At 59.3% G+C, this 20,797-nt stretch carries 20 protein-coding genes; 8 read left to right on the top strand and 12 right to left on the bottom strand.

From position 1 onward, the window contains the following. Positions 1 to 6: 6 nt before the first annotated feature. Complete coding sequence (locus ACFFT4_RS31900; RefSeq protein WP_378053462.1) at positions 7 to 1,941, bottom strand: ABC-F family ATP-binding cassette domain-containing protein; 1,935 nt, start codon at positions 1,939 to 1,941, stop codon at positions 7 to 9. A 219-nt stretch (positions 1,942 to 2,160) separates the two neighbouring features. On the opposite strand from ACFFT4_RS31900, the gene ACFFT4_RS31895 reads away from it, so the two are divergent. From ACFFT4_RS31895 to ACFFT4_RS31875, 5 genes are all read left to right on the top strand, one after another. Further along, a complete protein-coding gene (locus tag ACFFT4_RS31895; protein WP_378053309.1) occupies positions 2,161 to 2,592 on the top strand; it encodes a universal stress protein in 432 nt (143 codons plus the stop codon). A gap of 236 nt (positions 2,593 to 2,828) precedes the next feature. Next, positions 2,829 to 3,665, top strand: a complete 837-nt coding sequence (locus ACFFT4_RS31890; RefSeq protein ID WP_378053307.1) for an aminoglycoside 6-adenylyltransferase — start codon at positions 2,829 to 2,831, stop codon at positions 3,663 to 3,665. Between the two features lie 93 nt (positions 3,666 to 3,758). Then, positions 3,759 to 4,898 carry a winged helix DNA-binding domain-containing protein gene (locus ACFFT4_RS31885; RefSeq protein WP_378053305.1) on the top strand — a complete coding sequence of 380 codons (1,140 nt, stop codon included), beginning with the start codon at positions 3,759 to 3,761 and terminating at the stop codon, positions 4,896 to 4,898. A gap of 201 nt (positions 4,899 to 5,099) precedes the next feature. Next, positions 5,100 to 5,882 (top strand): hypothetical protein, encoded by a 783-nt coding sequence (locus tag ACFFT4_RS31880; protein ID WP_378053303.1) that lies wholly within the window; start codon positions 5,100 to 5,102, stop codon positions 5,880 to 5,882. A gap of 21 nt (positions 5,883 to 5,903) precedes the next feature. Then, complete coding sequence (locus ACFFT4_RS31875; RefSeq protein WP_378053301.1) at positions 5,904 to 6,560, top strand: hypothetical protein; 657 nt, start codon at positions 5,904 to 5,906, stop codon at positions 6,558 to 6,560. A 47-nt stretch (positions 6,561 to 6,607) separates the two neighbouring features. On the opposite strand, the gene ACFFT4_RS31870 is transcribed toward ACFFT4_RS31875, so the two are convergent. From ACFFT4_RS31870 to ACFFT4_RS31835, 8 genes are all read right to left on the bottom strand, one after another. Then, a complete protein-coding gene (locus ACFFT4_RS31870; protein WP_378053299.1) occupies positions 6,608 to 7,033 on the bottom strand; it encodes a DUF6157 family protein in 426 nt (141 codons plus the stop codon). 108 nt (positions 7,034 to 7,141) lie between these two features. Further along, positions 7,142 to 8,005, bottom strand: coding sequence for a carbohydrate ABC transporter permease (locus ACFFT4_RS31865; RefSeq protein ID WP_378053297.1), 864 nt, complete (start codon positions 8,003 to 8,005; stop codon positions 7,142 to 7,144). A gap of 26 nt (positions 8,006 to 8,031) precedes the next feature. After that, positions 8,032 to 8,964 carry a carbohydrate ABC transporter permease gene (locus ACFFT4_RS31860; protein WP_378053295.1) on the bottom strand — a complete coding sequence of 311 codons (933 nt, stop codon included), beginning with the start codon at positions 8,962 to 8,964 and terminating at the stop codon, positions 8,032 to 8,034. 68 nt (positions 8,965 to 9,032) lie between these two features. After that, on the bottom strand, positions 9,033 to 10,391 hold the full coding sequence (locus ACFFT4_RS31855; RefSeq protein ID WP_378053293.1) for a sugar ABC transporter substrate-binding protein: 1,359 nt from the start codon (positions 10,389 to 10,391) through the stop codon (positions 9,033 to 9,035). After that, the gene (locus tag ACFFT4_RS31850) at positions 10,388 to 11,338 is read right to left on the bottom strand and encodes an amidohydrolase family protein (protein WP_378053291.1); all 951 of its coding nucleotides are present in this window, start codon (positions 11,336 to 11,338) and stop codon (positions 10,388 to 10,390) included. The genes ACFFT4_RS31855 and ACFFT4_RS31850 overlap by 4 nt, the downstream gene beginning before the upstream one ends. A gap of 16 nt (positions 11,339 to 11,354) precedes the next feature. Then, positions 11,355 to 12,860 carry an argininosuccinate lyase gene (gene argH, locus ACFFT4_RS31845; RefSeq protein WP_378053289.1) on the bottom strand — a complete coding sequence of 502 codons (1,506 nt, stop codon included), beginning with the start codon at positions 12,858 to 12,860 and terminating at the stop codon, positions 11,355 to 11,357. 275 nt (positions 12,861 to 13,135) lie between these two features. Beyond that, positions 13,136 to 13,891 (bottom strand): class I SAM-dependent methyltransferase, encoded by a 756-nt coding sequence (locus ACFFT4_RS31840; protein WP_378053287.1) that lies wholly within the window; start codon positions 13,889 to 13,891, stop codon positions 13,136 to 13,138. Then, positions 13,884 to 14,273: a VOC family protein gene (locus ACFFT4_RS31835; protein WP_378053284.1), complete on the bottom strand. Its 390-nt coding sequence runs from the start codon at positions 14,271 to 14,273 to the stop codon at positions 13,884 to 13,886. The genes ACFFT4_RS31840 and ACFFT4_RS31835 overlap by 8 nt, the downstream gene beginning before the upstream one ends. Positions 14,274 to 14,500: 227 nt before the next feature. Between ACFFT4_RS31835 and ACFFT4_RS31830 the strand changes: the two genes are divergently transcribed. Continuing rightward, positions 14,501 to 15,253 (top strand): 3'-5' exonuclease, encoded by a 753-nt coding sequence (locus tag ACFFT4_RS31830; RefSeq protein ID WP_378053282.1) that lies wholly within the window; start codon positions 14,501 to 14,503, stop codon positions 15,251 to 15,253. Positions 15,254 to 15,313: 60 nt separating this feature from the next. Here the strand turns inward: ACFFT4_RS31830 and ACFFT4_RS31825 are convergent, their stop codons facing one another. Then, positions 15,314 to 15,649, bottom strand: coding sequence for a DUF4190 domain-containing protein (locus tag ACFFT4_RS31825; protein ID WP_378053280.1), 336 nt, complete (start codon positions 15,647 to 15,649; stop codon positions 15,314 to 15,316). 128 nt (positions 15,650 to 15,777) lie between these two features. Further along, positions 15,778 to 16,263: a M15 family metallopeptidase gene (locus ACFFT4_RS31820; protein WP_378053460.1), complete on the bottom strand. Its 486-nt coding sequence runs from the start codon at positions 16,261 to 16,263 to the stop codon at positions 15,778 to 15,780. Between the two features lie 360 nt (positions 16,264 to 16,623). On the opposite strand from ACFFT4_RS31820, the gene fabV reads away from it, so the two are divergent. Further along, the gene (gene fabV / locus ACFFT4_RS31815) at positions 16,624 to 17,820 is read left to right on the top strand and encodes an enoyl-ACP reductase FabV (protein WP_378053278.1); all 1,197 of its coding nucleotides are present in this window, start codon (positions 16,624 to 16,626) and stop codon (positions 17,818 to 17,820) included. A gap of 110 nt (positions 17,821 to 17,930) precedes the next feature. Here the strand turns inward: fabV and ACFFT4_RS31810 are convergent, their stop codons facing one another. After that, positions 17,931 to 19,760 (bottom strand): hypothetical protein, encoded by a 1,830-nt coding sequence (locus tag ACFFT4_RS31810; RefSeq protein WP_378053276.1) that lies wholly within the window; start codon positions 19,758 to 19,760, stop codon positions 17,931 to 17,933. A 197-nt stretch (positions 19,761 to 19,957) separates the two neighbouring features. On the opposite strand from ACFFT4_RS31810, the gene ACFFT4_RS31805 reads away from it, so the two are divergent. Next, a complete protein-coding gene (locus tag ACFFT4_RS31805; protein WP_378053274.1) occupies positions 19,958 to 20,782 on the top strand; it encodes a helix-turn-helix transcriptional regulator in 825 nt (274 codons plus the stop codon). Positions 20,783 to 20,797 lie beyond the last annotated feature (15 nt).

Here is a 20,797-nt window from a genome sequence, read left to right as displayed (position 1 = left end):
CCGGCCCTATCCTCGTCCGCTCTTGTTGGCCGCGATCTGCTCGGCCAGCTCGTTCAGCTCCGTCCACCGCTCCAGCAGCGCGTCGAGCTTGGCCTCGAGCGCCGTCTGCTCCTCCATCAGCTGCTGCAGCCGGCCCGAGTCGCTCGCCGCTTCCTCCATACGGGAGGCTACGGCGGCAAGCGACTCCTCGGTCTCGGCAATCCATCCGTCGATCTGCTCGAAATCCTTCTGATCCTTGTAGGACATTTTCAGCTGCGGCCGCTCTTTGCGTTCCTGCTCGGCAGCTCCCGCCGCCGATGATCCGGACGCCTTCGCCGGAGCGGCCGACTGCTTCTCCGCCTCCCGCCGCTCGGCATGCTCCCGGTACTCCGAATAGTTGCCCGTATGCTCGGTAACGACGCCCTCCCCCTCGAATGCGAGAACGCGATCCACCGTCCGATCGAGAAAATAACGATCGTGCGATACGACGATCACTACGCCGGGAAAATCGTCCAAGTATTCCTCCAGCACCGCAAGCGTGGCGATATCCAAATCGTTGGTCGGCTCGTCCAGCAGCAGGACGTTGGGCGCGCTCAGCAGCACCCGCAAAAGCTGCAGCCGCCTTTTCTCCCCGCCGGACAGCTTGGAAATGACCGACCACTGCACCGCAGGCGGAAAAAGAAACCGCTCCAGCATCTGCCCCGCGGAGATCGTCGTCCCGTCCGCGATCTTCACCTGCTCGGCTTCTTCGCGGATATACTCCATCACCCGCAGCGACTCGTCCATCTCCTCGTGCTCCTGGCTGAACCAGCCGAGCTTGACTGTCGGTCCCAGCTCCACGCGCCCGCCGTCCGGCTGCAGCTTCCCGGCGATCAGCCTGAGCAGCGTCGACTTCCCGCTTCCGTTGCGCCCGACGATGCCCACGCGGTCCTCCGGCACGGCGATATAGCTCAGATCGCGGATCAGCTCGCGGCCTCCGAGGCTGATGCGCAAATGCTCGATCTCGAGAATCTTCCTGCCCAGCCTCGTCGAAGCCACCGACACGTCCAGCTTGCCCGCCGCTCCCTTGGTCCCCTGTGCCTTCAACGCTTCATAGCGGTCGATCCTCGCCTTCTGCTTCGTCGAACGGGCCTGCGCTCCGCGGCGGATCCAGATCAGCTCGTTGCGCAGCAAATTTTGCCGCTTGGCCTCGGAGGCGGCCTCGCGCTCCTCCCGCTCCAGCTTCAGCTCCAGAAACCGGCTGTAGTTCGCTTCGTAGAAATACGCCGAGCCGCGATCCAGCTCGATCACCCGGTTGCTGACCCGATCCAGGAAATAGCGGTCGTGCGTAATCATCAGCAGCGCGCCTTTGCGCTTCTGCAGCATTCCCTCGAGCCAGGCGACGGAATCGTTGTCGATGTGGTTCGTCGGCTCGTCCAGGATAAGTATGTCGGACGGCTGCAGCAGCGCCGCCGCCATCGCCACGCGCTTGCGCTGCCCGCCGGAGAATGTCGCCACCTTGCCGTGCACGTCGGCGATGCCGAGCTTCGTGAGCGCGGTTTTCGCCTCGCTTTCCAGCTGCCAGGCGTCCAGCTCGTCCATCCTCGCATTAACGGCGATCAGCCTCTCCTGCAGACCGGAATCGCCCGGACGCAGCCCCAGCTCCTCCAGCACCGCCGCATGCTCCCGCACGGCCCGAAGCTGCGGCGAATCGCCGCCGAGCACATGCTCAAGCGCGGTTTCCTCCGGTCCGAACGCCGGATCCTGGGCCAGCATGCGCAGCACGACGGAGCGGCCGATCGCCACCTGGCCGGAATCGGGCGGCTCCAGGCCGGCAATTACTTTCAGCAGCGTCGATTTTCCCGTGCCGTTCACGCCGATAATGCCGACCTTGTCCCCGGTTTCGATGCCGAACGTGACGTTTTCGAACAATATTTTGTCGCTGTAGCTCTTGGAAATATTTTCAACGGACATCAGATGCATGCCCACATCAGCTCTCTTCATAGTTAAGATAAATTCGCTAACCGTATCATATCACAGTTCGGCTCATCGTTCGGCGAAGCGACGTACGTCCTCCCGATTTTTTCGCTTCCGGAACGCGGACGAATTTGACTATTGTTTCTGATCGGAGTAATTTGGACAATAGAACGAACAGGCGCAAAAGATTCGCACAACCTTTATCACGATCGGGGAGGACTGTATATGATATTCAACCATATTCTCGTTCCGTACGACGGCTCGGAGCCCGCGGGCAGAGCGCTCGACAAAGCGATTCAGCTGGCTCGCAGGGATACCGGAACGCGGATCACCGTAGCGCATGTCATCAATCTGCTGCCCGTAGCGATCGGCGATATGACCTTCGCCCAGCCGGAATCCTATCAGGAAGAGGTCAGGAAACAGGGAGAGCAAATTATCGAAAACGTAAAGCAGCAGGTCGGTGAGCTTCCCGGTTCGGATGTCGTTATTCTGGCCGGATCGCCGGCTTCGGCTATTCTCGACTATGCGGAGAGCTCCGCCTGCGATCTGATCATTATCGGCAGCAGAGGTCTCGGCGCGTTCCGGGAGCTGATGGTCGGCAGCGTCAGCCATAACGTGATTCTGCACTCGCCCATCCCGGTTATGGTCATGAAATAATTTCCGCTGTCCGCCCGAACGACCCCAGTATTCTTACCTTACCCGCAGGGCCTGCTCGATTGCCGGGCAGCTCCTGCGGGCTAACAGGGGTGCGACGCCGCTGCGCATCATGGAAAGAATCGCTCTCATGACTTTTTTCTCAATAATTTTGTAAGCGCTTTCTAATGAAGATGACGGTTGGAAAATAGAGCAAGCTTCGATAGACTGGAGAAAATAAAGCGATTGCGGAGGGCTCCATGAGAGAGGAACAAGAAGTGATCGGACGGCTGCTCGACTTCGCCCGGAGGGATTCGCGAGTGCGCGTCGTGCTGCTGAACGGCTCCCGCGTCAACCCGAACGTCGCGAAGGACGAGCTGCGGGACTACGACGTTATCTACGGGGTGACGGACATCGCTTCGTTCTCGCGGGACCAGAGCTGGATCGCCGCCGAGTTCGGCGAGCTGATGATCATGCAGCACAATCAAGCCGAGGAAGACGGCGAGGACTGGGAAATTTTCCTGATGCTGTTCGCCGACGGGGTTCGCATCGATCTTTCCTTCCGCTGCGCGGACGAAGCTGCGCAGATCGAAGACAGCTTAACGAAAGTGCTGCTGGACAAGGACGGAAGATTGGGAGAGCTGCCCCCGCCCAGCGACCGGTCCTATATCACGACGAAGCCCGGCGGGCGGGAGGTTGAAGAGGGGTTTAACGAAATCTGGTGGTGCTCGACGAATGTGGCGAAGGGGCTGCGAAGAAACGAGCTTCCTTACGCCAAGTTCATGCTTGACGTCATCGTGCGGGACGCGCTCGTGAAGGTGCTGAGCTGGCATGTCGGCATGAACAACGGGTGGTCGGTAAACGTCGGCAAGGCGGGGCGTTGGCTTGAGCGGTTTCTGCCGGAGGAGCTGTGGACGTCTTATGTCCGCACCTACGCGGACGGCGACCCGGAGCGTATCTGGGAGGCGCTGTTCGAGACGGGGCGGTTGACCCGGATCGCTGGCTTGGCAGTGGCGGACGAGCTCGGCTGCGCGTATCCGCTGGAGGAGGACCGGAAGGTAACGGCCTATATGCGGCAGCTTCGCGGGGAGACGTAATTCCCGCTCGCGTCGGCAACCCTGACAGTCTGTTGTCAAGGTTGACGTTTTATACTGGGGATACCGCTACCGACCGAACAGGAGGTTCGACTTATGCTCAATCCCTCTGCCGCGTTCCCCGCCGCCCGCGAGCCCGTGCTGGACCGGCGCCGGCTCAACCGGGCGCTGCTCGAACGCCAAATGCTGATTCGCCGCCGGAGCTTGCCCGCTCTCGAGGCCATCGAACATCTTGTCGCCCTGCAGGCGCAAGCTCCGACTCCGCCCTATTTCGGCTTGTGGACCCGGCTCGAGGATTTTCGTCAGGAGGAGCTGGCGCAGCTGATCGAATCGCGGCAGGCGGTGCGGCTTGCGCTGATGCGCGCGACGATTCATCTGGTCTCCGCCCGCGACGCCCTGGCGCTGCGGCCGCTCATGCAGCCGTCTATGGAACGGGGACTCAAGTCGACCTTCGGCAAGCGCCTTGAAGGAATCGATCTGGCCGCCCTGACGGCCGCCGCCCGCGAGCTAACCGAAGAACGTCCGATGACCTTCCAGGAGATCGGCGAGCGATTGGCCTCGGACGAGCGCTGGCGCGGACGCGATACGCCCGCTTTAGGCGCCGCAGCGCGCGCGCTGCTCCCGTTGGTGCAGGTGCCGCCGCGGGGACTATGGGGCGCAAGCGGGCCGGCCGCCCATACGACCGTAAAGACTTGGCTCGGAAGCGAGAGCGCTTCGACCGGACCGGATGTACTTGAGTCTATGCTGGAGCGTTATCTGGCCGCCTTCGGCCCCGCTACGGTTCAGGATATGCAGGCGTGGTGCGGACTGACTCGCTTGGGCGAAGTCGTCCGGCGGATGCGCCCCCGCCTGCGGGTTTTCCGCGACGAGCAGGGCCGCGAGCTGTTCGACACGCCGGATTCGCCGCTTCCCGCCGCAGACACTCCCATTCCGCCGCGTTATGTCGCCGAATTCGACAATGTGCTGCTGTCGCATGCCGACCGGACGCGGATCATCGCCGAGGAAGACCGCAAGCGCGTATTCACGATCAACGGAATTATTCGCCCGACGTTCCTGATCGACGGATTCGTCGCCGGAATATGGAGCGTCGTTCGCGAGCGCGCCGCCGCTTCGCTCGTCGTGGAGCCCTTTCGTCCGCTGCGCGCGGCGGATCGGGACAGTCTCGCCGAAGAAGGCGAACGCTTGCTGGGCTTCGCCGCCCCGGAGTGCGAGCGGAGGGAGATCCGCTTCCGCTAACCGAACGTCGCGGCGAGCCAGCCGGGCAAAAGCCGATTCGTTCGCCAACTATGCGGATCGGCACACGCGTTAACTTTAGACCGCCTCTCCTCCCCCTCCCCTTTCCCGCCAATTTTTTTGCCCACCGGAAGGAAAATGATGGAATTCGTCGAATCTCCAGAGAAGATCAGGACTTTTTACCAAGAATGGAATGAACAGAGAATGGAAGTATCCACAACGCGAAGAAGGCGAATTCGTCCCGAATACGTCATCGTCAGTTTGCTGCTGCTTATCCCGTTAGGAACGGCGACCTACTGCTTCCTGCCCCGCTACGCCACGTTCTCCGCGCTGGGAGAGATTTTGCCGGTACAGGAGCTCGGCGTAAACGGAAGCGTTCGTTTCTGTTACGTTCGCGAGGGCGTCGTTCGCAATCTGTATGAACGATGGGACGTCCGGCGGACGTTTCCCGATGCGGTATTCGCGTCCGCGGACGCCTCGGCGCTGGACGAGCTCGAATGGTCGGAAGAGATCGGCGAGGAATTGCGCGACGAGACGATCCTTCATGCGCTAGCGGTCGTAGAAGAAGCGGACGAAGAGCCGTGGGCCGAAGAAGAGAAGACAAGCCGGCTGGAAGAGCTGATAGAGAGGGCGGGCGAGTATTACGGCGATTCGCTCGGGCTGATGCTTGCGATCGGATTGTTCGAGGAATCGAGGAATGAAGACTTCTCCGACGGAGGACGTTACGTCATCGCCGGAACCGGAACGATGGAAGCGGATCATACGGTTGGGTCCGTGGGCGCTATCCGGGACAAGCTATTGACCGCGGAACGGTACGGAGCCGATTATTTCTTCGTGCCCGGCGATCTGGACAGATTCTACTACGAAGGGCCGAGCAACGAGGAAGAAGCGCTGCGCTCGGCTGAAGAGCTGGAACTGCGGCTGGAAGTCGTGCCCGTGGATACGCTGGAAGAAGCGATCGATTTCCTGAAACGACTAAACGGATGATCGGAGAGAGGAACCTTATCTATGAAGAAGCTGCATTCCGAGGTTTTATCGAACGTATTCAAAATTTTGCTGGCGGTGCTCGTCGCGTTATCCGCGATCGACCCGCTGGGCACGATCGTATATAGCGTCAGCGAGACAACCTATTTCGATTATGTCTACAACCTGGACACGTTTGTCTACCTGTTCGCAACAATTCTATATTACATCGTGCTGGTCGTTTACCTGGTCTGGATCTATCGCATACATATGGATATGCGAAGCTTGTTCCCGTTCTTCTCCCGCTCTCCCGGCATGGCGCTGGCTTGCAACATGATTCCGTTCTTTAACGTCTACGGAATTCCGTCGGTATTCATCCGCATCGGCCGACAATTCGACGGCGCTCCCTCCACCTCGAGGCAGGGCAGGTTCATTATCGGCATGGTAGCGCCGCTAATCCTTCTGCAGATTTCGGCCAACGTCGTTAACCGCTTGGTTAACGCGCTCGACACTGAAGTGAGCACGACGCTGCTGCTCGTATCCGGCGTTCTGACCACGGCGCTGTACGCCTCGTATCTGACGCTCTGCCTGCTGATCTCGAAAGCGCTGACCCGATCGGCTCGCCAAGCAGTCTCTCACGCGCCGGACCTGGACGAATTCTCCGGGACGCCCCCGGAACTTCCCTTCGAAGCCCGGGCCTGACGGGCCCCGTCAAGCGGCGAAAGCGCGCGGCAGGAGCCGGAACGGCTTCACTTCCGGCTGCTCCGCATCGCGGCAAGCACCTTCACGCCGGGCTCTCCGCCGCCGGCCAGCCGATCGTACTCCGCCGATTCTCTAGGGACCAGCGCCAGTCGGCCCTGCGAATCGAAGTGCAGTCCCCAGCCGTACTTCTTGGGCAGCATTGACGCGCGCAGGCAGGCCGTCGGCTTGGAGAAGAATGCGCCGCGAAGCTCCGCTTCCCGAGTCTCCAGCTCCTCTTGCGAAATTCCCTTATGAAGAAGATGCGTCCGAAACAGCAGTTCTTCCTGCGTATACTTGTACGGATGGTCCGCGACGAGATCGTATTCGATGCCCGGCTTTGTCCTGCCGCCCTTCTTCTCCGGCGGGATGATTCCGCGCTCCGCGGGACAATCGGGCGCTACCGTAATAAACGTGTCGTAATAGTTCCATTCCATCGCCGTTTGCTCCTCCTTCTTTTCTCCCCTCCATTATACAGGATAGTCGCTGACAAATCCGGTCAGTGATTGTCTGCGGTCCTCCGATTTATGGTTGCCGAACGCCTCTCACTTCATGCCGCTCAGGGCTATTCCCCGAATGATCTGCTTCTGGAATACGAGAAATAAAGCGATCAAAGGAAGAATGGAGACCGTCGCTCCGGTCATGATCAGAATCCAGCTGCTGGAATCCTTCAGCTCGCTGGAAAAGTAGAGAATGCCTACCGGAAGCGTAAATCGCTCTTCCGTCTGAAGCACGATAAGGGGCCAGGTAAACTGGTTCCAATTGCCGATGAACGTCAGGATGGTCAAGGCGGCAATGGCCGGCTTGACCAGCGGGACCGCGATTCGGACCATGATTCTCCATTCGTTCAGACCGTCGATGCGGGCCGCGTCCAGCAGCTCGGACGGCAAAGCTTCCATGAACTGCCGCATCAGGAAGATGCCGAAGGCGGTCATGACGCCGGGGAAGAGTACTCCCCAGTACGTATCCGACCATCCCAGCTCCGTCGCGATCAGATACCAGGGGATGATGAGCATCTCCGTAGGCACCATAAGCGTGCTGATGATCAGCAGAAAAATAACGCTTTTCCCGACAAAGGAGAATTTGGCGAGCACGTAGCCGACCATCGTATCGAAGACGATGACGGTGACCGCCGCAATAAGCGCAAGCAGAACCGTATTGCCGATCCAAGAGAAAAACGGGGCTCTGCGGAAAATTTCAGCGTAATTGCCGAGCGTCGCCGTCGCCGGAATAAGCCGCAGGCTGTACAGGTCTTGAGGCAGCTTAAACGAAGTGGCGATCATCCAGAGAAAAGGAAAAATGACAACAAGCGTGCCCAGCGCCAACAAAACATAGCTGGCGAGCGAGCCCAATCGGCTTCCCGACGGCCGGCCTCGCGCAGAGACATGGAGAGCGGTCCGCGTGCTCACATTCGTCGACCTCCCTTCGATCATGGTCAGTATTCGACCTTGCGTCCGACGAGCTTGAATTGAAGCAGCGTCAGCGCCAGAATCATGACGAACAAAATGACGGTTGCAGCGGCGGCGCTGCCCATCTGAAAGCGCTGGAAAGCAAGCGCGTAGACGTGGAGCACGATCGTTCTCGTCGAATTGAGCGGCTCGCCGTTGGTCATGCTCAGCACCTGTCCGAACGTCTGCAAATACGAGATCGCGCCGATGACGACGGAGAAGACGATGACCGGGTTGAGCAGCGGCAGCGTCACGTGGCGAAACCGGCGCCAGGAACCGGCGCCGTCGATCGCCGCGGCGTCGTAATACATACGGGGCACGCCTTCCAGTCCGGTAAGGAACACCAGCATCTGGAACCCTATGCTCTGCCAAATAATCGCCAGGATGACCAGATAGATCGCCTGCCGATGGGACTGCAGGAACAGCTGCGGCTCCAACCCCAGGCTCGACAGCGTCTGGTTCAGCCAGCCGTTGCGCATCAGAATCCAGCGGAACACCCAGCTGACGGCGACCGCGCTCGTCACGTAAGGGATAAAATAGATCGTGCGAAACAAGCCGCGAAACCTCCGAACGCGATGCAGCAGCAGCGCCACCGCGAGGCCGACGGCAAGCTGTCCGGGAACGCCGGCCCCCACGTAAATCAGCGTATTGACGATCGACTTGCGGAACACCTCGTCGCCGAACAACGCCGCGAAATTGTCGAAACCCACGTACGGCTTCTCCGGAGAAAGCAAGTCCCACTCCCGGACGCTCACGTTAAAAGCATAGAGAATCGGCAGCAGTCTCGTCCCCAGAAAATAAAGCAGAGGAAACGCCAGCACCAGGTAGATGAAGACGTAACGCTGCGCCCGGTACGGCAAGCGGAAGCCAAGCAGCTCCTTGCTCTTGCGGGCGGTCAGTCGAATGGCCTGCGCGATCATGGCGAATTATCGCCTCCGTTCGGCGGAAGCCGGCTCCGGGCAGCTCGCCCGGGCCGGCCCTCCCGCGTTTATTTTTTATCCTGCTTCGCCCAATAGTCGTCGTAGATTTTCTGGGTTTTGGCTACAAGCTCCTTGAATGCTTGCTCCACGGGCACGTTGTTGAGCAGCACCTCGTTCGTCGCGTTCACGATCAGCGTGCGCTCCTGATTCTCGTCGATGAAGAAGTGCGCTTTGCTGTTGTCGAGCTGCCGGATGAATGGACCGAGCTTCTCGTCGTTTACGTATTTGTCCTGGGAACCGACCGCTTTCTGGGCCGGCAGCTCCCCGACCCGTTCCACCCATTTCTCCTGAACCTCCTTGCTCGTCAGGAATTTCAAAAACTCCTTGGCCGCCTCCAGCTTGGCGCCCTGGACGTTCTTCGGAATGGCGTTCGCCCAGAAGGAAGCCGGAGCGGATTTCTCCTTGTAGGACGGAAGCGGCGCGATGCCGTAGACGAGATCGGGAGCGTCGTTCTTAAGCGCCCCGAGCCGGAACGACCCGTCGATGTTGAGCGCGGCATGCCCCGTCTTGAAGGCGTTGATGTCGTCGTTGTAAAATCCGTTAATGCCCGTCTCGTGCGTAATCGCAAAATCAAGCAAATATTGGAACGCTTCGAGACCGGCGGGGGATTCGTCCCACAGCACCTTCCTGCGGTCGTCGCTCAAATCCTGCGCGCCCGCCTGAGGCAGCAAACCGTCGCGGAACCAGTGATGGAGCTGCGCTCCCGGTTCCCATGCGAAGCCTTCGACGACGAATTGCCCTTTGGCGTCCTTCTCCGTCAGCTTCTTGGCCGCGTCGACAAGCTCCTCCCATGTCGCCGGAGGCTCCGCGATCTGCGCTTTGGCGAACAGGTCCTTGTTATAGAACAGCGCCAGCGTGCGCACCGCCGTCGGAATGGCATAATAGGCTCCGTCCAGCTTGGCGGCGCTGACGAGCGGATAGTAGTCGCTCTCGATCTGCGCCGGCGGGAAAGCATCCTCCGGAAGAGGCTGCAAATAACCGGAAGCTACGTATTGCGGCAGCCAGCCGTAATACAGGTTGATGACGTCCGGCCCTTTGCCGGCCGGAACGAGCGTCGCGACCTTCTGGCTGTACTGATCGTACGGGAAATTCGTCTGCTTGACGATAACGTTCGGATGAAGCGTCTGAAACTCCTGAATGAGCTCGTCGATCAGTTCTACTTTGGCCGGAAACTCGTATTGCCAGTATTCGATCGTCACCTGTTCCGCACTGGCGGCAGGGGAAGCCTGCGGGGATGCCGCCGCGCTTGACGGGGACGACGAAGCCTGGTCCCCTTTGCCGTTGCCGCCTCCGCAAGCCGTCAATACGACCAGAAGGGCGGCAAGAGCCGACGCTAGCTTTGTACCGTGACGCAAGGGTTGATTCATTTTCCTATCCTCTCCTCTTTATCCGAAATGGTCGATACATTCGGCAGGCTTAACAGCTTTCTAGCATTGTTGCCGAAGATCGCCTCTATTTCTTCCTCCGCGAAGCGCAGCTCGCGAACGACGCGAACCTGATCCTGCAAATAGCGGTAGTGATATCCTCTGGGAAACCCCATCGAATCGGTTCCGAAAATAATCCGCTCCGCGCCGATCAGCTCGCGGGTTTTGCGGAACAGAATTTCGAGATTCAATTCGTACGGCATCCACCTCGTCCACTGATTCGAACCCGACGTGTCCACGTACACGTTCGGACAGCTCCAGCACAGATGAAGCAGCTCGCGGAAGTAGCCGCACCCGAAATGCGGGATGACGAACGGAATGTCGGTATACTCCCGCGCCACGTTAAAGATCGCGAGCGGATTAATATTCCGATGCTCGACGATGCCGCCGGCGTGCCCCAGCATCCCGAAATGGATCAGCACCGGCAGCCCCCGCTCCGCGAGGAACGCCCAGATCGGGCGAAGCGACGGATCGTCGTACGAGATTGGCGTCAGCGGTCCGAATTGCTTGTAGCCCTTCAGTCCGAGCTCGTCGACCGCCCTTTGCAGCTCTGCCAGAGCGTCTGGCCCTTCGATCGGATGCGAAGCAAAGCCCGTAAACCGGTCGGGAGCTCTTGCGATCTGCTCGGCCAGTTCGTCGTTCGTGGGACCGGTCAGGAAATTCATGCCCCCGATATCGTATTTGTCCAGCTCGTCTTTCCAGCGGTCAGCCAGCGGTCTCACTTTCTCCGCAGGGTCCTCCTTGGCGGAATCGAAATCCCAGGTCAGCCTCATCCGCTCGGCCCGCGCTCTGCCGTATTCCGCGATCTGCTCGTGAGCTTCGTACAGCTTCGGGAAAGGATAGGGCATGTGACCGTGAATATCGAACACTTTGAATCCGTCCCTGAACATCGACCGTTCCTCCTTCCTATCCGCGCGGCCGCAGCCAGGCGGCCAATATTCCGTCCAGATCGGCGGCTCTGTCCTTCTGAAGCTCCCGCTCCCGTTCGAACCGCGTCCTCTCCCCGTCCAGCCTTTGCTTCTGCTCGCTCAGCGCCCGCTCGACCTCCTTCGGGCTCGGTCCTCCCCGCAGTCGGCGCACGGCGACGAAATGCCCGGGATCGAGCGCCTCCGCCAGTTCATCGGCGGTTAGGCGAAGCGGTCGCCCCAGGACGGCCTCCGCCGCGGCGTTCAAACGTCCCGGCGTCAGCCCGCGAACGGCCAGCCCTTCGGCGGCTGCATCCCGGACCAGTCTCGACACGATGCCGTGGCTGGTCCTGAACGCAAGGCCCTCCTTGCGGACCAACGTGTCCGCCAGTTCCGTCGTCGCGGCGAAGCTTGCTTCGGCCCGGGAGCGCAGCGCGTTCGCGTTCACTTCCAGCGTGTCGACGATGCCGGCGAGCAGGCGATAGACCGTCTCAAGCGTACGCAGACATCTCCAGGCGTAAGGCTGGAGATCGTCTTCGGTATCGACGATATCTCCGAACGGCGTATTGTGGATCATCGTCAATACTGTGGCGGCATCTCCCGCGCAGCTCGACAGCAAGGAGCGCGCATGCTCGATCGATACGGGATTGCGTTTCTGCGGCATGATCGAGCTGATCTGCACGAACGGATCGGCTACCCGGATGACCGCGAATTCCTGCGTGCACCAGAGCAGCAGTTCCTGTGCGAATCGGCCCAGATTAATCGCGGCCAGCGACGCCGCGGTTGTCGCCTCGCCGACGTAGTCGGCCCCGCTGACCGCATCGTACGTGTTCTCGATGACATCGCCGAAACCGAGCAGCTCCGCCGTTCGCAACCGGTCGATCGCGAAGCCCGAGCCGGTCAGGGCGGCGGCGCCCATGCTGCTGCGATTGCAATTGAGATAGGCGGCCCACAGCCGACGACAATCGCGGGCGAGCGAATCGGACACGGCCGCGGCGTAATGCGCCATCGTCGTCGGCTGAGCCTGCTGCGTGTGCGTGTAACCAAGCATCAGCGTATCGACGTGCTTTCCCGCAAACTCGATCAACCGGCATCCCAGCTCGAGTCCGGCATCCAGCGTTCGCAGCAGCTTCTCCCGAAGCGCGATCCGGTAAACGGCGATACCCATATCGTTCCGGCTTCTGGCCAGATGCAAGTTGCCCGCTGCCTCTCCCGCCGCCTTCGTCAGCTCGTGCTCGACCTCGAAAAATAGATCCTCGAATCTTCCCGTATAGCGGTTCGTTCCGAGCTTCCCCAGATCGAGCTCAAGCAGAGCCGCCGCCACGGCGCGCGACTCCTCCTCCCCGATCAGCCCTTGCTCCGCCAGCATGATCAGATGCGCCTTGTTGACGGCGTTCATCGGCGCGAGCAGTTCCTCCTGAGACTGCCGATAGATCGGCTCAAGAATCGCCTTGGCGTAGAACCCGCCGACAGCCTCTTCCTCTTCCTTCTTCTCGCGCTCTCCCACTTGCTTGTCATCGCCTGCTCTCTCTGCCAATCGGGCTTACAAAAACAAAAAAAGACCAAACCTCTAGCTTGTTTGGTCTCCAGCGGTCTGGTCGATATTTAATATTTATCATATTCCGATTGGTTTAGTCGTAATTATAATGTCTTATTCTAGGCTCTGCCCTTTGTTATGTCAATAACAAAATTGGGAATACCTCCTTGCGACTCGGCGGAACGCTGCTCCAGCGATTCCGCCGATGATCGGCCTGTTGACGGCTCCCTTAACACCGGTTGAACTCACACCTCGCCCCAATAAATCTCGGTGACGTAATCGAAGTTGACCGTGCCGTTCTCCTGACAGCGGTCGAACAGCTCGCGAAGCTCGCGCATCGTCGGCTCGTAGTTGGGATGGCCGGGCTGCGGGGCATAAGAGGAGGACACCAGCCGTCCCGCCACCCCGTCGAAATCGAACACTTGACGAATGTCGAACCGCGCTTCCGTCAGATTTCCCGGTTTGAAAAAATCGACCAGCATCTCATGTGAAATGTTGCGATGGTTCACCTGCCCGTAATCCGTTCCGAGCCCTTGAAGCAGCCGTTCGTAGCCTTCGAGAAACGGCGTTCCGCCGGTCAGGCGCGTATTCCATACGAGAATCGCTTTGCCGCCCGGCTTCAGCACCCTCCGGAATTCCCGCTGAGCCGCCGCCCGATCGAACCAGTGGAAGGCCTGGGCGGACACGATATAATCGTACGAGGCGTCCTCCAGCCCCGTCTCTTCCGCCGAACCGGATGCGGTCTTAAAGCGCGGATTGTCCCGGGATTCCGCCAGCGCGGCTTCCCGCATCGCTTCGTTCGGTTCCACCGCCGTCACGCTGCTTCCTCTCTCCAGCAGCAGTCTGGAGAAAATTCCCGTTCCCGCCCCGACGTCCAGCACCTCCGACGATTCGCTCAATCCTACGGTCTCGTACAAGTAATCGATCGCTTCCTTCGGGTAACTGGGCCGGTATTTCGTATACGTCTCGACCCGGCTGGAAAACCTTTCTTTGCTATTCATCTTCGCTTCTCCCCCATTCCAGAAATTCGATCCGGTTGCCGAACGGATCGTTAACGAACGCCCGCCGCACGTTCTCCGCGTCGCGGCTGTCGTCCGGGGCAATCGCCACGCCTCGATCCGCCAGACGCGCGAGCAGCGCATCAAGGCCGTTCACCTCGAACGCCGGATGCGCCTTGACCGCCGGAACAAAATTCTTCTGCACGCCGATGTGGACCTGATGGGCGCCGCATTGAAACCAGACTCCGCCGCGCGGGCGCAGGCTTTCCGGCTTCTCGATCTCCGACCAGCCGAGTACGCCGCCATAGAACGCCCTGGCCTCTGTCTCGCATCCTTCGTATGCCGCCAGCTGCACATGATCCAAACCCAGGAAAACGAACGACATGACTGTTCATCCCTTTTTTTCGTTCCATCTGATGAAATTAAGTTTCATTTTATTTCAATATCATACCCGATGTTCCATGAATAATCCAGCCTAAGCCCGCGCCCATCCGGACCGCCGTCGTGGGCGTGTTATCCAAACCCTCCACTAATCCGTCGATAAAACGAGCGAAGCGGCCCGGTTTTTGGTAAAATGGAGATCGCGAATCAGAGAGCGGGGGTTGTGGAAATTTGGACTATATTATTCTCGACATCGAATTTAACGGGCGGAAGTTCGCCAGCGAGCTGCCGATGGAAGTCATCGAGATCGGAGCCGTGCGGCTGGATGCGTCGCTGAACGCCGTGAGCGAATTTTCGTCGCTGGTCAAGCCGGTCTACTTCTCCAAGCTGAACAATTTTATCAAGAAGAAAACAGGAATTCCCCAGGACGAAATCGACGTCGCTCCGGGTTTCCCCAGCGTCATCGCGGATTTCGAGGCATGGCTCGGAGACGCCGGCTCGTTCCTGCTGGTCACCTGGGGCGGCGAAGACGTCAAACGGATCGTGTTCGATACGCGTATGCACAAGCTGAACGAAACCTACTGGACCGGTCTCCATTATTTCGATCTCTTGAAGGGGTATTTGCGCTATAAAAAGGTGACGAACGACGTCAGCGTCGAAGCCGCGCTGCTGGATCTGGACATCCCGGCCGAAGGCTCCGCTCATCGCGCGCTCGACGACGCCCGGATGACCTCCGAGGTGTTCCGCAAAATTTTCCCCGACCTGGATTTCGAATTGAAGCAGCAATACAAGGATCAGTTCTCCAATTCGAAGGAACGAAGACTGGTCAAAAACGCGGTTCGCACGATGCTCGCGCAGAAGAAACCGCAAACCTGGGAGGCTCTCGTCGAGAGCTATCTCGGCGAGAAAATTCCGCTGACCGATCCGCGCAAAGCGGCCGAGCTCCGCGATTATTTCCACTCCGAGCTGGACAAGAAACAGTGAAACAAAGGGCTATTCCTCGTCATCCGCCGATGACCGGGAATAGCCCTTCCGTGTTCGCCGTTATGCGAGAGAAAAACCCGTCCCGGCAATGGTGATAAAAGCAATCAAAACAAACAGTATAATAATCGCGTAAAGCGCCGTACCGACAATTCCGCAGACAAGCCCCGCAATCGCCATTCCCCGCCCCTGTTCGTGGGTCAATTTGATCTCTTTCAGAGACAGAGACGCGAATATGATGGCGATAATTCCGATCAGAAACCCGACGTAAGGAATCGCGATCGCCAGAATCCCCAATACGAGAGCCGCGATGGACTTGCCGTTCGTCTTCGGCGGAGAGTACGGCGGCGGCGGTGGAATATAATCGTAATTCTGGGAATCGTTCTTATGAAGATCCAAGACAAATCCTCCCTGTTCAAATGAATATATCCATTATACCCGATCCCGGGGAGAAGGAGCATTCGAAAATTTGCAAAACGTCGGCACAAGAGCCGCCAGGTTATCCCGGCGGCCCTTGTTCACGGAGCTTATTCCGGCTGCTGCGGAGGACGCCAGCCCCGCTGCAGCTCGCCGATCGAATAGCCGAAGTCCATCTGCAGGTGGGGATAGTCGGGGAACGACTTCCAGTCGCCTCCCCAAGAAAATCCGAGCTTCTTGGCGATGGACACGACCTCCATCCAATCCGATTTGCCGTTGCCGTTCCCGTCGTAGCTCAGGTCCCAGATTACGTCTCCTCCGGGAACCCGCAGCGCAAAATCGATGGCCAAGCCGTAGTTGTGATAGGAGCTGCCTCCCTTCACCTGCGTGACGATCGCGCCTTCCTCGCTGCGGCCTTGCCGATAGAGGGCGTTCTGTTCCTCTGCGCTGCGAAAATCGTCGGTAATGACGACGTCGATGCCGATGGCTTTGCTCTGCTCGACAAGCCGATCCCGCTTCTCTGCGACGACCGGGTGAAGGCCCGTCACGGGCGGCACCTCGCGGAACCATTCGACCGGCAGCAGTCTCTCTATCATTTTGACTTCTATCAGCGCATAGAAAACCGCAGCGGCCCCCAAGGCCGCCAGCAGAATTCTCCCTTTTCCGCGTTTTCTTGCCCGGATTCCGGGCCGAGCCCTTACGGCTCCGACTTCCCTGTTTATAGCGTTCATCTCGTTTTCCCGCTCCCGAATTGTGGCTTTTATTTCGTTGGGTTCCCTTATTAGGGTAACCAATCGCGGCCGCGTTATCCTTAATTTTCTCTTAATCTTTCATTTTCGACGGGAAAAGGGAGAATGCAAGGCCGGACGGGTTCGGCCCGCGGAGTTTCCGTTTGCGCGAAAATTCGTTAAAATAGACGTTATGGCAATCGAGCATAGAAGGGAATAAGACGCACAATGATCATCAAACCAAGAACTCGCGGCTTTATCTGCACGACCGCGCACCCGCAAGGCTGCGCCGAGCAAGTCCAGCGGCAAATCGATTACGTACAAGCCAGACCGGGGATCCAAGGCCCCCGCAACGCGCTTGTTATCGGCGCTTCGACGGGTTACGGCCTGGCCGCCCGCATCGTCGCCGCCTTCGGGGCGCGCGCCAATACGGTAGGCGTCTACAGACCGGGAGAACGCTCCGGAGGAAGAACCGCATCCGCGGGCTGGTACAATTCGGCAGCCTTCGAACAGGCAGCCCTGGAGGCCGGATTGAAATCGTTCAGCGTCACGGGAGACGCCTTCGCGGACGAGACGAAAGCCAAAGCGGTCGACCTGATTCGCAAGGAGCTGGGCCAGGTCGATCTGGTTATCTATAGCGTGGCCACCGCCCGCCGGACGAATCCGCGCACGGGCGAGCCGTCGACGTCGGTGCTTAAGCCGATCGGACAGCCCTACACGAACAAAACCGTCAACTTCCACGACGGCGAGGTAAGCCTGGTGACCCTGGAGCCGGCTACGGAGGAAGAAATTCAAGGAACCGTCGACGTGATGGGCGGCGACGATTGGCAAATGTGGATCGACGCGCTGCGGGAAGGCGGCGTGCTGGCGCCGGACGCGACGACGGTCTCCTACTCCTACATCGGACCGGAGCTGACGCAGGCGATCTACCGCCAAGGCTCGATCGGACGGGCGAAGGACCATCTGGAAGCGACGGCGAAGCGCCTGCACGAACAGCTCGCGGCAGGCGGCGGCCGCGCCTATGTCACGGTCGGCAAAGCGCTCGTGACGCAATCCAGCTCGGCCATTCCGGTCGTGCCGCTCTATATCTCGGCGCTGTACAAAGTCATGAAGGAGAAAGGCATCCACGAGGGGTGCATCGAGCAGATGTATCGCCTGTTCGCCGACCGCCTGTACTCCGCGAGCGCGGACAGCGTTCCGGTGGACGAGGAAGGCCGCATCCGAATCGACGATTGGGAGATGAGAGCGGACGTTCAGAGGGAAGTGGCCGACATCTGGAGCCGGATCGAGACGGCCAACATTTACGAGCTGACCGATCTGGCCGGCTATCGGCGCGAGTTCTTCCAGCTGTTCGGCTTCGAGACGGACGGCGTCGACTACGAAGCGGACGTCGATCCGAACGTCGGCGTTCCGAATGTCGTTTAATTGCGGACCAAACCAAAGCCCCCTATCCGTTAACATTAGCGGATAGGGGGCTTTATATCACCGCCGCATTGAACGGCCGGCCGCATTCCCCCCGGCAGGCGTCGCGCAACTTAATCCAGTTTAATGCGGTTCGACCCGGGAGCGACATCAACGCGAACGAGCGTATATGCCGCCTCGGTGTAAGGCGAGCGGGCAATCTTCGCCGGATGTCCGGCGAAGGTGCCTGTTCCGGCGCCGGTCACGTCGTCCGGGCGGCTGTGTCCCCACAGGCAGACCGGCAGCTCCGAGAACGCAGCCGGAGAATCGATGACGAGCCAGCGCTCGCCGCTCTCCTCCATCTCGACCCGGCAGGAGACGCCCGCCAGCTTGACGCGTTCGGGTTGGTCCCGGTCTCCGTAAGCATACGGTCGGCGGTAATCGTACCACCAGAACGGCAGCTGCGGCGAACCGTCGTAATCGACCTTCACCCCGTCCGGCACGCGCTCCACGAAGGCCGCTTTTCCCTCGGCGCCTTCCCACCAGACCACTTCCGGAAAGGGATCCTCCTTGACGTAATCGGGACCGAACAGGTCGTACTGGCCTTGGCTCGCCTCTCCCCCCGTCCCCGCCGAGTCCTCGTGTCCCCGCGAGAAATGGAATTTCTTGACCGTATCGCGAGGCGCATCGGCCAGCAAATCCCCGACGCAGCAGGCGATCTCCGGCGTTGCGGGCTCATGCCGCGCATAATATTGCTGAAGATGGCGCTTGTGCGCGAAGATCACGTCCCCGGCCCTGGCGCGCTGCGCGAAGCGGCTCAGCATCTCCCGATTGACCTCGACTTGCCCGTCCATCTCAAGGTCGTCCATCTGCAGGGTATACGAAATGGCGAAGGGAGATTCTCCTCTGGTCAGCCGGTTGTTGCGGATGAACACCTCGGCATACTCCATCAGCTTGTCGGCTGCTCCGTCTCCATAATGGCGGATGCAATTCAGCGTATCGGTGCCGTGTGCATAGAAGCCGGCATGGTTCAGCACCGGGTTGCGCCGATCGGCGGGGAAGATCATGAGCGCGTCCTCGCCCCGGGTTCCCGCCTTGCGGAAATCGTCCGTACCCGGATAGTAGGGAAACTCCGGCATACCGGCGTGCCGCTGCACCCATGCGGATTGCCAGAGCGCTCTGCCATCCGTGAAATCGTACTCCGGGAACAGACCGGAGACCCAGCGTACGCCTGCTTGTCTGCACGCGAGCATCAGCGAGTTGGAGGGACTGTATGTCGAGATGCCGGTAAACTCGCGATAGCCCCATTTCTTCCAATAGCTTCTCGCTCCCTCGATCAGCTTCCCGCACCGCTCTGCGGTTAAGCCATGGAAGGTCGGATCCGGCACGCGGCCCTCCTCGTCGTAGTTGAACCGATCCTGGAAATCGGGGTGAACCCTGTGAAAGTAGGCGCCATCGAAGAAAGGCACGACATCCGCCGCGACTTCTTGCTGCGCTGTTCTGAGCTTCCGGTGCAGGTACCAGGTACTGATGAAGGTATTGTCGCCGACGAGCATGAGCTCGAAATCCAGCGGCAGCTTATAGGCCTTCGCCTCCTTCATATAGAGGTCCTTGTGATTGCCTCGGGAGTGGAAGCTGTCCGCGAAAGCCGACCAGAAGCTGACGATGGTCATTCCGGGCTCCCATACGGAGAAATAAGCGCTCCGCGGGCCGTCCTCGGTCACGACTTCGGCATAATAATTGCCGGGCCGGGTCGGCGTATAGACGACCACCGCTTCGGCTTGCGCGTCCGATTTGGCGCGCCATTCCAGGGCGACCGTTTCCCGGATCGCTCGTCCCGTCTCCAGATACAAGGGGTAGATCGTCAGCGTCTCGGGCTTGTTCTCGTTTGACGACCGCTCCGAGACGGCAATGCGCACTTCCTCCCCGGGCTTGACCAAGCCATTGTCGATCCACAGGCTCATTTGCCATGCACTCCTCTCGCGATTGCGCTTGCAGGTTGATGGTGATATCCGCCGTGAAGTTCACAATCGGACAATTATGCTTTATTATATACGCAGTAATTTACAATGAGATTAACCGATATTGCCGAAAACCAGGACATTCTTGCTCTGATCGCAAGGAGGGCTGCGCTATCTCGATCACGGACGATTCGGAACGGTTGTTCAATTCTCCGGGCATGCTGGCCAGAAAAATGTTTTATTACGTACAGGTGGCGGGACATTATTACTGCAAGCCGAACTATCTCATCCGTCATAAGGGCTTTGACAGCATTCAGCTCGTTTACGGGATAAAGGGTACAGGGCGTCTCGTCTATAGAGGGACCGAGTACGAGGTTAAGCCGGGACAAGGCTATCTGATCGATTGTCTGGAGGATTACGAGTACGGGAACGCAGGAGAAGGGATCTGGGAAAAAAGCTGGGTGCATTTTCTCGGCAGCGAGAGCAGAGGGTATGCGCAGCAGATTCTGAAGACGGCCGGTCCGCTGTTTAAGCTGCCGGCGGACAGCGTCATTCCGGGTCATCTTCTGCGCATCGTCGACCTGTTGAGGAACGGGGAAAGACGGCTCGATATCGTCGCCTCCTGCATGCTGGTCGAGATGCTGACCGAGCTGCTGATGAACGGCACCGAGCCCGCGCCGGAGAACGGCGACGCGTCCCGGTACGCCGCGGCCGCGATCGCCTATATGGAGGAGAACGTCCATCTGCCGCTGCGTCTGGACGAGATTTGCCGCAAGGTGGGGCTTAGCAAATATTATTTCAGCCGCGTTTTCCACGGGGAGACGGGTCTTGCCCCGCTTGAATTTCTGACTCTCCATCGCATGAAGAAGGCGAAGGAATGGCTCAAAAATACGGATTTGCCGATTCAGGACATTGCGCTCAAGATCGGCTGCCCGGATCCGTCCTATTTCTCGCGTATGTTCAGCAAACATGAGGGAATTTCGCCGAAGCAGTTCCGCAGCTATTGGCATACGCGAGAAAGGTAACGTTCACGGCTGCGG

It is taken from the genome of Cohnella cellulosilytica (genome assembly GCF_042431195.1).
Taxonomy (GTDB): domain Bacteria; phylum Bacillota; class Bacilli; order Paenibacillales; family Paenibacillaceae; genus Cohnella; species Cohnella cellulosilytica.
This window is presented reverse-complemented; position numbering and strand designations above follow the sequence as displayed.

What these genes read in the sequence shown, in the direction of transcription:
- ACFFT4_RS31900 (WP_378053462.1), bottom strand. Translation starts at nt 1,941, where the DNA reads ATGCATCTGATGTCCGTTGAAAATATTTCCAAGAGCTACAGCGACAAA.
- ACFFT4_RS31895 (WP_378053309.1), top strand. Translation starts at nt 2,161, where the DNA reads ATGATATTCAACCATATTCTCGTTCCGTACGACGGCTCGGAGCCCGCG.
- ACFFT4_RS31890 (WP_378053307.1), top strand. Translation starts at nt 2,829, where the DNA reads ATGAGAGAGGAACAAGAAGTGATCGGACGGCTGCTCGACTTCGCCCGG.
- ACFFT4_RS31885 (WP_378053305.1), top strand. Translation starts at nt 3,759, where the DNA reads ATGCTCAATCCCTCTGCCGCGTTCCCCGCCGCCCGCGAGCCCGTGCTG.
- ACFFT4_RS31880 (WP_378053303.1), top strand. Translation starts at nt 5,100, where the DNA reads ATGGAAGTATCCACAACGCGAAGAAGGCGAATTCGTCCCGAATACGTC.
- ACFFT4_RS31875 (WP_378053301.1), top strand. Translation starts at nt 5,904, where the DNA reads ATGAAGAAGCTGCATTCCGAGGTTTTATCGAACGTATTCAAAATTTTG.
- ACFFT4_RS31870 (WP_378053299.1), bottom strand. Translation starts at nt 7,033, where the DNA reads ATGGAATGGAACTATTACGACACGTTTATTACGGTAGCGCCCGATTGT.
- ACFFT4_RS31860 (WP_378053295.1), bottom strand. Translation starts at nt 8,964, where the DNA reads ATGATCGCGCAGGCCATTCGACTGACCGCCCGCAAGAGCAAGGAGCTG.
- ACFFT4_RS31855 (WP_378053293.1), bottom strand. Translation starts at nt 10,391, where the DNA reads ATGAATCAACCCTTGCGTCACGGTACAAAGCTAGCGTCGGCTCTTGCC.
- ACFFT4_RS31850 (WP_378053291.1), bottom strand. Translation starts at nt 11,338, where the DNA reads ATGTTCAGGGACGGATTCAAAGTGTTCGATATTCACGGTCACATGCCC.
- ACFFT4_RS31840 (WP_378053287.1), bottom strand. Translation starts at nt 13,891, where the DNA reads ATGAATAGCAAAGAAAGGTTTTCCAGCCGGGTCGAGACGTATACGAAA.
- ACFFT4_RS31835 (WP_378053284.1), bottom strand. Translation starts at nt 14,273, where the DNA reads ATGTCGTTCGTTTTCCTGGGTTTGGATCATGTGCAGCTGGCGGCATAC.
- ACFFT4_RS31820 (WP_378053460.1), bottom strand. Translation starts at nt 16,263, where the DNA reads ATGATAGAGAGACTGCTGCCGGTCGAATGGTTCCGCGAGGTGCCGCCC.
- fabV (WP_378053278.1), top strand. Translation starts at nt 16,624, where the DNA reads ATGATCATCAAACCAAGAACTCGCGGCTTTATCTGCACGACCGCGCAC.
- ACFFT4_RS31810 (WP_378053276.1), bottom strand. Translation starts at nt 19,760, where the DNA reads ATGAGCCTGTGGATCGACAATGGCTTGGTCAAGCCCGGGGAGGAAGTG.